Annotated in this window: 9 protein-coding genes and 1 rRNA gene; 5 read left to right on the plus strand and 5 right to left on the minus strand. The window is 65.5% G+C overall.

The genetic code is table 11. The annotated features are described in order from the left end of the window. Window positions 1–28 precede the first annotated feature (28 nt). Window positions 29–631: a hypothetical protein gene (locus tag LJF27_RS14750; protein WP_003095035.1), complete on the minus strand. Its 603-nt coding sequence runs from the start codon at window positions 629–631 to the stop codon at window positions 29–31. 284 nt (window positions 632–915) lie between these two features. Here LJF27_RS14750 and mksB point away from each other — a divergent pair, with 284 nt between their 5' ends. The 5 genes from mksB (at window position 916) to LJF27_RS14775 (ending at window position 8,420) form a co-directional block, all read left to right on the plus strand. Continuing rightward, window positions 916–2,214: an Mks condensin complex protein MksB gene (mksB, locus tag LJF27_RS14755; protein ID WP_003095037.1), complete on the plus strand. Its 1,299-nt coding sequence runs from the start codon at window positions 916–918 to the stop codon at window positions 2,212–2,214. Then, a complete protein-coding gene (gene mksE / locus LJF27_RS14760; protein ID WP_023116773.1) occupies window positions 2,204–2,899 on the plus strand; it encodes an Mks condensin complex protein MksE in 696 nt (231 codons plus the stop codon). Before mksB ends, mksE begins: the two co-directional genes overlap by 11 nt. Next, window positions 2,896–5,742: an Mks condensin complex protein MksF gene (mksF, locus tag LJF27_RS14765; protein ID WP_003111276.1), complete on the plus strand. Its 2,847-nt coding sequence runs from the start codon at window positions 2,896–2,898 to the stop codon at window positions 5,740–5,742. Before mksE ends, mksF begins: the two co-directional genes overlap by 4 nt. Window positions 5,743–5,853: 111 nt before the next feature. Continuing rightward, complete coding sequence (locus LJF27_RS14770; RefSeq protein WP_023103534.1) at window positions 5,854–6,861, plus strand: iron ABC transporter substrate-binding protein; 1,008 nt, start codon at window positions 5,854–5,856, stop codon at window positions 6,859–6,861. Between the two features lie 20 nt (window positions 6,862–6,881). Beyond that, window positions 6,882–8,420 (plus strand): ABC transporter permease, encoded by a 1,539-nt coding sequence (locus LJF27_RS14775; RefSeq protein WP_003146088.1) that lies wholly within the window; start codon window positions 6,882–6,884, stop codon window positions 8,418–8,420. Between the two features lie 80 nt (window positions 8,421–8,500). Here the strand turns inward: LJF27_RS14775 and LJF27_RS14780 are convergent, their stop codons facing one another. From LJF27_RS14780 to rrf, 4 genes are all read right to left on the minus strand, one after another. After that, window positions 8,501–10,807, minus strand: coding sequence for a PqiB family protein (locus tag LJF27_RS14780; protein ID WP_017148593.1), 2,307 nt, complete (start codon window positions 10,805–10,807; stop codon window positions 8,501–8,503). Then, window positions 10,800–11,420 (minus strand): paraquat-inducible protein A, encoded by a 621-nt coding sequence (locus tag LJF27_RS14785; RefSeq protein WP_003107436.1) that lies wholly within the window; start codon window positions 11,418–11,420, stop codon window positions 10,800–10,802. The genes LJF27_RS14780 and LJF27_RS14785 overlap by 8 nt, the downstream gene beginning before the upstream one ends. After that, window positions 11,407–12,114, minus strand: a complete 708-nt coding sequence (locus tag LJF27_RS14790; protein ID WP_023187661.1) for a paraquat-inducible protein A — start codon at window positions 12,112–12,114, stop codon at window positions 11,407–11,409. The genes LJF27_RS14785 and LJF27_RS14790 overlap by 14 nt, the downstream gene beginning before the upstream one ends. 146 nt (window positions 12,115–12,260) lie before the next feature. Next, window positions 12,261–12,355: ribosomal RNA gene (gene rrf / locus LJF27_RS14795) — 5S ribosomal RNA — on the minus strand; the annotation flags it as partial.

Genomic DNA, 12,355 nt, shown 5'->3' on the forward strand with positions numbered 1-12,355 from the left:
ATCGTCACACGGGGGTAACGTCAGCCTTTCACTGCTGGCGGAACAGGCCGATCAGATGGTCGGCGATGGCGCCCTTGATGGCGTTGAGGCTGAGCAGGGAGTGTGCGCTGAGGCGGGCGGGGTTGATCCGGTGCAGGTGTAGCGAGGGCATGCGCGCTTCGTACTCGCGCAGGTCGCCCTTGACCAGGATCGGCAGGAACACGTCGTCGTGAGCCTGGTAACGCTGGATCAGCAGTTTCAACCCTTCCTGGAACGGCAATTCCTTCGACGCCACCAGGCGGTGCTCGCCGGGAATCTTCAGGTAGAGCCCGCGATAGCCCATGGTCTCGCCCGGCAGGATATGGATCCCGGTGGGCTCCACCGCGGCCAGCGGGATATCGTGGAAGGTGTCGTGCCAGGCCTGCTCGCTGGGCAGGATGGTGATGCCGCCATGGTCGCTCTCGGGAATCACGAAGCTGTAGTTGCTGTAGAGCTTCTCGACATAGGCCGAGTAGATGCACAGGCGGTTCTCGAAACGTTTGAGGAAGGCGATCGCCTCGCTGCGGTTGGTGATGGCATCCAGGTCCCAGGCAAGGTCACCCTGGTTCTGCAGTTCGGCCCAGCGGGCCTCGGCGTAGGCGGCGTCGTTCAAGAGTCGGCATTCATTTGGAATAGACAGGCCAGGGGACTTCAGCAGAAAGCGTGCCAGCCCCTGGAAGCCCCATTCCCCGGACCAGGCGGGGCAGGAAAGTCCTTACGCAGTCATAAACTGCCGCTTTTCGACACTTCGGTGATAGCCAGATGCCATCCACCGATACCGGGCCCGTACCTGCGCCGCAGACGTGTCGACGGCCTGCATCGCACTCATCGGCGGCGTCTGCGTCGCCCGTGCCTTTGCAGTACAATCGGCGCTTTTTCCACGGACCGGCCCTCCCGATGATCGACCCCCGACGCGTACTGCGTGCGCTTGCCGAACACTGGGCCCTGCTCGAGCCTCTCTGCGAGCGCTTCGATGCCGGCACCCTGAGCCTGGCGGAACTGCGCAGCCAGTTGAACACCCAGTTACCGGAAAGCAACCCGGCGGAAATCACCGCCCTGCTCGACCAGTGGATCCGCCTGGATATCCTGGTCCCGGTGGCCAAGAGCCCCAACCGTTTCGAGCTGAACGCGCAGATCCACGACTTCCTCGCCTACCTGCGCCACGAGCATCGCCTTGGTCTGTGCCTGGAGATCGAGGCCTACCTGCGCCATCTGGAGCGCCTCGCCGGGTACATCCAGGACGCCTTCGAGACCCGCGACAGCCAGGACCTGGCGCGCCAGCTGCGACTGCTCGACATGCGCGTGCGCGATGTACTGAAGAAGCTCGGCAATGACGAGCAGGCACTGATCGGCGTGGCCGAGCGGGCCAAGACCAGCGACCGGCAGATTCCCCTGGCGCAGCGCTACGCGGAGGTCCTGGCGACCTGGGACGAGTACGTCGAGCCGATGATCCAACTGGTCAGCGCCGACGGCGCCTTCGAGCAGGGCGTGCGGCGGGTCGAACAGGTCCTGCTGCGCCTGCTCGGCGAACAGCAGCGCCTCGGCCACCTGGTCGACGACGACCTGGTGCTGCGCACCCACGCGCGCATCCTCGAGATGCAGACCAACGCCCAGCTGACCTTGCGCCGCGCCCGCGAATTATTGCTGCCGCTGCGCGAGGAAGCGCGCCGGCACAACGCGGTGACCCGTGGCGCCGCCCTGGCGCTGGCGGCGATCCGGCGCAAGGGCCTGGATGCCGTGCCGCAGGCGGCGATGCCGCTGTTCACCCGGCCGCAGAGCACCTTCCTCGGCACCGCCTCGCAGGTCGAGAGCTACGTCTTCGCCCTCGCCCGCTTCGAGCCGAAGCCGGCGCAGTTCCCCAAGTCCAGCGGCACGCGCAAGAGCAACGGGCCGGCGCGACCACCGCGGACCGCGCGGGAAATGATCGAACGCTGCCAGGCGGCGCTGCCGCTGCCGGACCTCATGCAATGGCTGCTGGCCCAGGAACCGGACGGCGCCACCGACGAGTTGCTCTACTGGTTCTCCCGGCTGTCGCGCGACGCGCGCTTCCAGCGCGAACGCCTGCAACGCCGCGAGTACGAAACCACCGAACATTGCGTCAGCCTCTGCTCCTTCGCCCTGAACCCCGCCGCCAAGGACAAGGGCCAGGCCAGGGACGCAGACACCCTTTCCGCGAGCGAAACCCATGCATCTTGATCTCTCCGAACTGACCCAGCTCGCGCCGATCTTCCGCGAGCTGTTCAAGGGCTACCACATCAGCCACCGCGACCCCGAGCTGTACACCCAGCTGTCCTCGCACCAGGACCAGTACCGCGGCCTGTTCCGCGCCATGGGCTTCGAGCTGGTCTGCGACACCCGCGGCTTCTACTACTTCGTCCCGGAGCAGGTCGGCGCCCAGGTGAACAAGACCGCCCAACGCCTGGCGCTGTTCACCTTCATCCTCGTCGAACACCTCGCCGACCAGGGCCGCGACCCGCTGTCCGTGCTGGACGGCGGCAGCATCGGCCGCGAAGAGCTGCCGCCGCTGCTGGAGAAATACCGCGACCTGTTCCTCCAGGCCGAGGTGCAGACCCAGGAAGAACTGGAAGAGAAGGTCATGCGCCGCCTGACCCAGCTCGGCTTCGCCTCCGAGGACAGCGGCGTGTACCGCTTCATGCCGCCGATGCACCGTTTCCTAGACGTCTGCCTGTCGGTGCAGCAGGACCGCAACCTGTCCGCCAGCCTGCACGCCGACCTGCCGTTGCAGACGCCGGTGCTGGTCGATGACGGCGAGATCGAACCGCTGATGGCCAGCGACGGAGAATTGTCCGAAGAGAGCGAGGAAGACGCCCTCGCCCGCGCCATCGCCGAAGAACACGCGCAACAGGAGGCTGACGCATGAGCCAGACCCGCTACGGCATCCGCCGCTTCGCCCTGCTCAATACCGCCGGCTACAGCCTGGGTATCTTCCCGCTGGAAAACCCGCTGTCGATCTACGGCGCCAACAACCTGGGCAAGAGCGCCTCGATCAACGCCCTGCAGTTCCCGATCCTTGCCCGCCTGTCGGACATGAGCTTCGGCAAGTACAGCATGGAGCAGTCGCGGCGCTTCTACTTCGCCTCGGACACCAGCTACATCCTCCTCGAACTGATGCTGCCCCACGGTCCGCACGTGATCGGCGTGGCCGGGCGCGGCCCGGGCGGCGGCTTCGGCCACCAGTTCTTCGCCTACGCCGGCGAGCTGAGCCTGGACCACTACCAGAAGAACGGTACCTGCCTGCGCCAGCGCGAGCTGTTCGCCAACCTCGAGCGCGAAGGCATCAAGGCCTACGAGGTGAAGCCGGAAGAGCTGCGCCGCCTGCTGGTCGGCGGGCACACGTCGATCCCGCTCGACCTGACCATGATCCCGCTGCGCTCCACCAGCGAGCAGAGCCTGAAGACCTTCCGCTCGCTGTTCATCAACCTGCTGCACATGCGCGAGATCACCGCGGCCAAGCTCAAGCAGCTGTTCCTCGACGCCTTCGAGCACAGCCTGCGCTCGGGTAACGTCGACTACATCGCCGCCTGCGAGGAGGCGTTCCGCGACGTGCGGCGGATGGAGCAGGACTACCAGGCGCTGGTCGCCGCCGGCCCGCTGGTGGAAGCCCTGGCCAACGGCGTGACCCAGCGCGACGTACTGCGCGGCAAGATGCACCGCCTTTCGCCGCTGCTCGACAGCCTGCTCGGCACCTGGCACGACTACGCCGGGGCGCGCCGCGAGGAACTGCTGATCCAGCACGAGCAATACCGCGCCGAGCAGGACGGCCTGCAGAACGAACAGCGTGGCGGCACCCAGGAGCTGATGCGCCTGGAGCGCGAGATCGCCGGCATCCAGCGCTGGCTCGGCGAGCTGTCGGTGCTCAAGACCCGCTTCGCCCTGGTCGACGACGCCAAGGTCCTCGAACAACAGCTGCTCGCCGCCAAGGATGCCCACGACGAACTGGCCGGCGCCCTGGCCCATTCGCGGCAGTTCTCCAGCGAAGACCTGGAAGAGCGCCTGCGCGACCTGGAAAAACGCCTGAAGAACGTCCGCCAGCAGCTCGAACACGCCGACAACAACAGCTACGCACGCCTGCGCGAGGAGTTCAGCCAGCAGGACGTGGAACGCCTGATGCGTCTGTTCAACGGCGCGCTGTTCAGCCTGCCGCTCGGCGAGAACGGGGTGAACCTGGATGACGGCGACGTCTGGGTGAAGAGCGTCGAAGCCATCCTCGACCACTTCAAGGGCGAGCATTTCGAAGCCCCTGGCCTGAGCATCGACCTGTCGCACATCGAACCGCCGGCGTTGCAGGCCCTGGCCGACCGCGCCGCCCTGCGCGACCAGAAGGAGCGCCTGGAGAAGGAGCTGAAGCAGCTCAAGACCCAGCAGAGCGTCGCCGCCGACCGCGCCGCGAGCAAGGCCCAGGCAGAGAAGCTGTACCAGGACGTGCTGGATGCGCAGAAGGCCCTGGAAGACTTCCGCCGCACCCAGACGCTGACCGCCGAGGAGCCCGAGAAGCTCGCCGAACTGGCCCAGCTGGAGGCGTCCCAGGACGAACTCAAGCGCTCCAGCGACGCCTTCGCTGAGCGCGTCCAGCAACTCTCCGCGCGCCTGCAACTGGTGGCCCGGCAACTGGGCGACCTGGAGGCCAAGGAGCGCACCCTGGAAGATGCCCTGCGCCGCCGCCAGCTACTGCCGGCCGACCTGCCCTTCGGCACGCCGTTCATGGAGCCGGTGGACGACTCGCTGGACAACCTGCTGCCGCTGCTCAACGACTACCAGGACACCTGGCAGGCGCTGCAGCGCATCGACGGGCAGATCGAGGCGCTGTACGCCCAGGTGCGCCTGAAGGGCGTCGCCAAGTTCGATAGCGAAGACGACACCGAGCGCCGCCTGAAGCTGTTGATCAACGCCTACGCGCATCGCCAGGACGAGGCCCTGACGCTGGCCAAGGCGCGCCGCGCGGCGGTCACCGACATCGCCCGGACCCTGCGCAACATCCGCAGCGACTACGACAACCTGGAACACCAGTTGGCCCTGTTCAACCGCGAGATCAACAAGCGCCAGGTTTCCAACCTGCAGAGCTTCCGCATCGTCCTCGCGCCGAACAAGGATGCGCTCAAGCACATCGACCAGATCATCCACAGCGCCGGCCAGTACGAGGAAGGCGAGAACCTCTCGGTGTTCGACCTGACCCAGAGCGCCGAGCAGGACGCGAAGAACGAGGAGGCCAAGGAATACCTGGCCCGCCTGGTCGCCGCCAACCACAACCAGTTGGGCCTGAAGGACCTGTTCGAACTGGCCTTCGAGATCACCAAGGTCAACGGCCAGCCGATCATGCACACCGACATCGACGGCGCCGCCTCCAACGGCACCACCATGACCATCAAGGCGCTGACCAACATGTACCTGTTGCTGCACCTGATGGACCGCGAGCAGGCCGGGCGCGTGCGCCTGCCCTACTACCTGGACGAGGCGGCGGACATCGACGAGCGCAACCAGGCCGCGCTGCTGGAGACCAGCCTGCAACTGGGCTTCGTGCCGATCCTGGCGAGCGTGAAGCCGCAGGTTTCCGCACACGTGGCGATCGACCTGGAAGGCGGTAGCGGCCCGAACGGCATCTATATCGACGAAGCCGACTGGAAATACATCCGTCGCCGGGATGCCGCCGCCAGCGGCGAAACCCGCGTAGCCAGCGAACCGGAGGAAGCCGGCGAACCGGCGTGAAGCGTCTGCCACGGCCCTGCCTGACAGGGCCGTGGACTTTTCCGATAGGCCCGAAGCTCCCACGAAGATATAATTGGTTACATTCGCATTTGTAACCCACGGGGAGAATCCATGCCTGTTCGACTTCTCAACCGTTTCCGCCACGCCGCCCTGGCGTGCCTGCTCGGTTCGCTTTCCCTCAATGCGGCGGCCGATCCCGTCACCCTTACCCTCTACAATGGCCAGCACGCCGCCACCGGTATCGCCATCGCCAAGGCCTTCCAGGACAAGACCGGCATCCAGGTGAAGATCCGCAAGGGCGGCGATGGCCAGCTCGCCAGCCAGATCACCGAGGAAGGCGCACGCTCGCCGGCCGACGTGCTCTACACCGAGGAATCGCCACCGTTGATCCGCCTGGCCAGCGCCGGCCTGCTGGCCAAGCTGGAGCCAGAGACCCTGGCCCTGGTCGAGCCGGAGCACGCCGGCGGCAACGGCGACTGGATCGGCATCACCGCCCGCACCCGGGTACTGGCCTACAACCCGAAGAAGATCGACGAGAAGGATCTGCCGAAGAGCCTGATGGATCTTTCCGATCCGTCCTGGTCCGGCCGTTTCGGCTTCGTGCCCACCAGTGGCGCCTTCCTCGAACAGGTCGCCGCCGTGATCAAGCTCAAGGGCCAGGAGGAAGCCGAGGATTGGCTGACCGGCCTGAAGGCCTTCGGCTCGATCTACACCAACAACGTCACCGCCATGAAAGCCGTGGAAAACGGCGAGGTCGACATGGCGCTGATCAACAACTACTACTGGTACACCCTGAAGAAGGAAAAGGGCGAGTTGAACTCGCGCCTGCACTACTTCGGCAACCAGGACCCGGGCGCGCTGGTCACCGTCTCCGGCGCCGCGGTGCTCAAGTCCAGCAAGCACCCCAGGGAAGCCCAGCAGTTCGTCGCCTTCATGCTCAGCGAGGAAGGCCAGAAGGCGATCCTCAGCCAGTCCGCCGAGTACCCGATGCGCAAGAGGATGCAGGCCGATCCGGCGCTGAAGCCGTTCGCCGAACTGGACCCACCGAAACTGACCCCGGCCGATCTGGGTGAGGCCAGCGAGGCCCTCAGCCTCGAACGCGACGTTGGCCTGAATTGATCGGCGCCGCCTCCACGCCCGTGCGCCTGCGCACGGGCTCGCGCCGGCGAACGCCATTCTGGCTGCTCCTGCCGGTCCTGCTCCTAGCCCTGCTGGCCAGCCTGCCGCTGCTCTACGTCGCGGCCAAGGCCTGGGACGCCGGCTGGCACAGCGCCTGGCAACTGCTCTGGCGCCCCTACGTATTCCGCTTGCTGGGCAACACCCTGTGGCTGATGTTCGGCGTGACCCTGCTCAGCGCCCTGCTCGGCCTGGCCCTGGCCTGGTGCGTGGAGCGCAGCGACCTGCCGGCGCGGCGCTTCTGGAACGTGGTGCTGTGCCTGCCGTTCGCCATCCCCGCCTTCGTCAGCAGTTTCACCTGGGTTTCGCTGAGCCCGATGTACGAAGGCCTCGGCGGCGCCATCCTGGTCATGACCATGTCCAAGTATCCGCTGGTCTACCTGCCGGTAGCAGCGACCCTGCGCGGCATCGATCCTTCCCTGGAGGAGTCGGCGCGGATGCTCGGTCTGTCGCGGCGCCAGGTGTTCCTGCGGGTCACCCTGCCGCTGCTACGCCCGACCCTGGCCGCCACCGGACTACTGGTGGCGCTGCACATGCTGGTGGAGTTCGGCGCGCTGTCGATCCTGCGCTACCAGACCTTCACCACAGCCATCTACCAGGAGTTCGAACTGGAGTTCAGCAACGCCACCGCGGCGATGCTCTCCTCGGTACTCCTGGCACTGTGCTTCCTGCTGCTCTGGCTGGAGTTGCGCATGCGCGGCCGCGGCCGCCTGGTACGCACCGGCCAGGGCAGCGCGCGGCGGGCCGAACGAGTCCGCCTGGGGTTCGGCAAGTGGCCGCTCCAGGCGCTGCTGGCGACGCTGGTGCTGGTCGGTACCGGTATCCCCCTGGTGATGCTCGGTTATTGGCTGTACGAAGGCTCCTCGGCCAGCTTCCCGCTGATGGAAATCGCCTCGACCCTGCTTTCCTCCCTGTCGCTGGCCTTCGGCGGGGCCCTGCTCAGTTGCCTGCTGGCGCTGCCCGTAAGCATCCTGGTGGTGCGCTACCCCGGCGCCCTGGCGCGCTGGACCCAGCGCCTGCCGTACCTGCTGCAAGCGTTGCCGGGACTGGTGATCGCCCTCTCGCTGGTGTACTTCTCGCTGCACTACCTGCCAGCCACCTACCAGACCACCGGCTTGCTGCTGGTCGCCTATGCCCTGCTGTTCATGCCGCTGACCCAGGCACCGATCCGCGTGGCCCTGGAAAAGGCCTCGCCGCAGTTGGAGGAAGCCGCCCGCACTCTCGGCCAGACGCCATTGATGGCCTTCCTGCGGATCACCCTGCCGATCATCTCGCCGGCCATCGGCGCCGGCTTCGTGCTGGTGTTCCTCGATACCATGAAGGAACTGACCGCCACCCTGGTGCTAGGTCCCACCGGGCTGTCGACCCTGGCCACCTCGGTCTGGGTGCACACCGCCAACCTGGAGTACGCTGCCGCCGCACCCTACGCCGCGCTGCTGATCCTGATCTCCGGCTTGCCGGTGTACCTGCTGACCACCCGGGCGCATCTCAGCACTCACTGACACCCACTCCCCAGCAGGCATGCATGAACGAAAACGCCGCTTACCCAGGTAAGCGGCGTTTCTTTTTGCCGGTCCGACAATCAGCGGCGGGCGGTTTCCTTCAGAGGAATCTTCGGCGCCCACTCCAACCATTCGTCATTGGCCGAATCGAACAGGGCGAAGGTCTGCCCCGGCTTGGCGGGCTCGCCCATCTGCGCATTGTTCGGGGTGGCGAAGGCAATGCCGCCCTCCATCAGCGCCTCCATCGACTCGGTGCGTAGCGACAGACCCTTGAACAGGCTGGCGTCGACGCCGAAGCCGCTGGCATTCCAGAAACGGCTGCCGGTACGCACCAGCGGTACGTAGCGCGGTTCGATGAGGATGCTGATCAGCACCCGGTCGGCCTGTTCGCCCAAGGCCAGGTCGACGACCTTGCCCACCGGGATCTGCCGGTAGGTCACCAGGTTGCCCGGCTTGATCGAGCCCTTGCGCGGCGCGCTGAGGGTCAGCCGCAGGCCGTTTTCCCGACCCAGCAGGTTGGGCGCTTCGGCGAGAGTCTGGAAGCGTGCCTGGCGCTCGCCCGGCGTGCTCGACGGCAGCGCCTCGATATAGGGGCCGCTGACCAGGGTTCCGAGGTTCTCGGTACGCAGCAGGCCGAGCGCCGGACGCACCACCCAGAAGCGGGTTCCGCTGCGGGCGACGCGCTCGCCGGCGGAAGTCAGGCGGGCCTTCATCAGTACCCCGGAGAAGTCCGGGTTCAGCTCGACGCTTTCGATCTTGCCGATGTCCAGGCCCTTGAAGCGGATCGGCGTGCCTTCGCGCAGGCCGTCGGCATTGTCGATGCTCAGCTGGATCTCCACGCCACGGGCCATCGCCGCCTCCTCGCTGTCGAAGAGGGTGAAGCGACGCACCTTGGTCACGGTCGGCGCCTTCGGATCGAGGGTGTCGAAGGAAATCCCGCCGGTGATCAGGGTCTGTAGCGACTCGCTCTTCACCTGCACGCCGCTGAGGTTGCCGGTCAGGGTGATCCCGCTGGAGTTCCAGAAGCGCGTCGAGGTATTCACCAGGTGCGCGTACTCCGGCTCGATGTGCACACCCACCACCACTCGCTGGCGGTCGCGCGACAGCTGGTAGCTCTGCACGCTGCCGACGCGGACCTGGCGGTAGAGGATCGGCGCGCCGATATCGATCGAGCCGAGCTTGTCGCTGGTCAGCACCAGGTGCAGGCCGGGCGCGTCGGTGTTCAGCGGCGGCGCTTTCGGGCGGATGGTGAACTCGCGACTCGGCGCGCCGCTCTTGGCGAAGCGCACGTCGATGTAGTTACCTTTCACCAGGGCCTCGAGGCCGGTGATGCCGGCCAGGGAGATGCTTGGCTTGACGGTCCAGAATTCGGTGCCTTCCAGCAGCATGTCCTCGACCCGCGGATCCATCGCCAGGTCGGCAGTGGCGCTGCTGTAGTCCTTGCCCATGTCGATCGACTTGACCAGGCCGACCTGCACGCCGTTGAACATCACCGGGGTGCGGCCCGGATCGATACCACTGACGTCGTTCATCTTCAGCTTCACGCGCAGACCGGCCTGGGCCGCGTCGTAGTCGTCGTACAGGCGGAACGGCTTGCTCGGATCGGTCGGCGGGCTGTCGGTGCGGTTCTCCGGGGTGGAGAAGGCGATACCGCCGGCGACCAGGGTCAGCAGCGACTCGCTGTGCACCTTGAAGCCGGACAGGCCGCCGGAAATGGAGATGCCGCTGGCGTTCCAGAATCGCGTGTGCTTGCGCACCAGGTCGGCGTAGGCCGGCTCGATGTGCACCTTGATCTCGATGGTCCTCTGGTCATCGCCCAGCTGGAAGCTCTTCACCTGGCCGACCTGGATCTGCCGGTAGAACACCGGGCTGCCCTGCTCCAGGGAGCCCAGGCGATCGGCCTTGAGGGTCAGGTGCAGGCCGGGCAGCTTGTCGGAAAGGGGTGGCGGCTCCTTCAACGCGGTGAAGTAGCGTTCTTCCTTCTCGCCCTTCACCGGATCGACCGCGATGTAGACGCCGGAGACCAGGGTCTCCAGGCCGGTGACGCCAGCCAGGGAAACACGCGGCTTGACCAGCCAGAAGCGGGTGTCCTTGCTCAGGTACTCCTGGGCTTCCTTCTTGATCTCGATGGTCGCGACCACGCCCTTGATGTCCTTGCTGACATGCAGGTCGGTCACCTTGCCCACCGAGATGCCCTTGTACAGCACCTCGGTCTTGTTGGCCTGGATCCCGTCGCCGCTCTCGAAGCGAACCTGGATGTCCACGCCAGCCTGGTCGAAGGCACGCCACGCCAGCCAGGCACCGATGGCCAGGGCCACCAGCGGCAGCACCCAGATCGCCGACCAGTTCGAGGTCTTGTGTTTCTTCGGACTTGGCAGATCACTCATTCTCGTCATCCAGATTGGTGTTGTCCCAGATCAGCCGGGGGTCGAACGTCACGGCGGCGAGCATGGTGAGCACCACCACGCTGGCGAAGGCGGCGGCGCCGAGGTTGGCCTCGATGCTCGCCAGGTTGCCGAAATTCACCAGCGCCACGAGGATGGCGATGACGAAGATATCGAGCATCGACCAGCGCCCGATCCATTCGATGAAGCGATACATCAGGATACGCTGGCGGGCCGACATCGGCTGGTGCCGCTGTACCGAATAGAGCAGCAGGGCGATGCCCACCAGCTTGAAAGTAGGAACCAGGATACTGGCGACGAACACCACCATGGCGATGGGGAACATGTCGGCATGCACCAGTTCGACCACGCCCTCCATGATGGTGGCGGGCATTCCGCTGCCGAAGAGGTTGACCGTCATGATCGGCAACAGGTTGGCGGGTATGTAGAGAATCGCCGCGGTGATCAGCAACGCCCAGGTGCGCGTGAGGCTGTTTGGGCGCCGGGCGTGCAGCACCGCACCGCAGCGGCTGCAACGCGGATGCTCGTCCCCGTCGGCGCGATTCAACTGGTGGCACTCGCCGCACACCAGGATTCCGGCATCAAGCGCGCGCATCGTCGTCCTCGCCGCCCAGCGCTTCCCATACCTGGTGCGGCGACATGGTGACCTCCAGCCAGACCTGGGTGAACAGCAGCGCCACGAAACAGGCCAGGCCGATGCCCAGGCTGAGGTCGGCCATGTCGATCAGCTTGACGATGGAAACCAGGATACCCATGAGGTAGACCTCGAGCATCCCCCACTCGCGCAGATGGTGATAGCCGCGGTAGAGCAGCATGCCGATGTGACGGGCGATACCGAAACGCACGCTGATCATCACCAGCAACTGGCAGAGCAACTTGACCAACGGGATCACCATGCTGCACAGGAATACCAGGATGGCGACGCCTTGCATGCCACTGTCGTAAAGACCGAGCACTCCCGTCCAGACCGTATCGCTGCGGGTCTGGCCGAGCAGGCTGAGATTCATGATCGGCAGGAAATTGGCTGGGATATAGAGGAATAGCGCCGTCAGAACCAGCGCGAAGCAACGGCGTTTCCATTGATGGCGATGCGCGGCCAACTCGAAACCGCAGCGCGGACAATTGGCTTTCTCGCCCGGTCCCAGGGGTTCCCGGCGCATCAACAGATCACACTCATGGCAAGCAACCAGTTCTTCCAGGGGAAGATCCTGCAGGCCACGGACATCGGTATCGGACATGAATGAGCTCGGCTGGATTTGTCGGCTATTGTAGACGAGCGCACAGTGCAAATCGCGTCTCCCATGCCCTCGGAAGTACGCCGCCCGGCAGCTCTCGAAGTTTTTCGATTACCGTCCGCAGCGCTGCTGGCTTGCCACTTTTCCGCGCGCAAAAGCAAAACCCCTGGTCATCGCTGACCAGGGGTTTTGGGATAGGAGCTTGACGATGACCTACTCTCACATGGGGAGACCCCACACTACCATCGGCGATGCGTCGTTTCACTTCTGAGTTCGGGAAGGGATCAGGTGGTTC

The sequence above is a fragment of the Pseudomonas sp. 203-8 genome (genome assembly GCF_020708595.1).
In the GTDB taxonomy this organism is placed as follows: Bacteria; Pseudomonadota; Gammaproteobacteria; order Pseudomonadales; family Pseudomonadaceae; genus Pseudomonas; species Pseudomonas aeruginosa.

Excerpts from the sequence above, each read along its gene's own strand:
- mksF (WP_003111276.1), top strand. The coding sequence starts at position 2,896 with ATGAGCCAGACCCGCTACGGCATCCGCCGCTTCGCCCTGCTCAATACC.
- mksB (WP_003095037.1), top strand. The coding sequence starts at position 916 with ATGATCGACCCCCGACGCGTACTGCGTGCGCTTGCCGAACACTGGGCC.
- LJF27_RS14780 (WP_017148593.1), bottom strand. The coding sequence starts at position 10,807 with ATGAGTGATCTGCCAAGTCCGAAGAAACACAAGACCTCGAACTGGTCG.
- LJF27_RS14785 (WP_003107436.1), bottom strand. The coding sequence starts at position 11,420 with ATGCGCGCGCTTGATGCCGGAATCCTGGTGTGCGGCGAGTGCCACCAG.
- mksE (WP_023116773.1), top strand. The coding sequence starts at position 2,204 with ATGCATCTTGATCTCTCCGAACTGACCCAGCTCGCGCCGATCTTCCGC.
- LJF27_RS14770 (WP_023103534.1), top strand. The coding sequence starts at position 5,854 with ATGCCTGTTCGACTTCTCAACCGTTTCCGCCACGCCGCCCTGGCGTGC.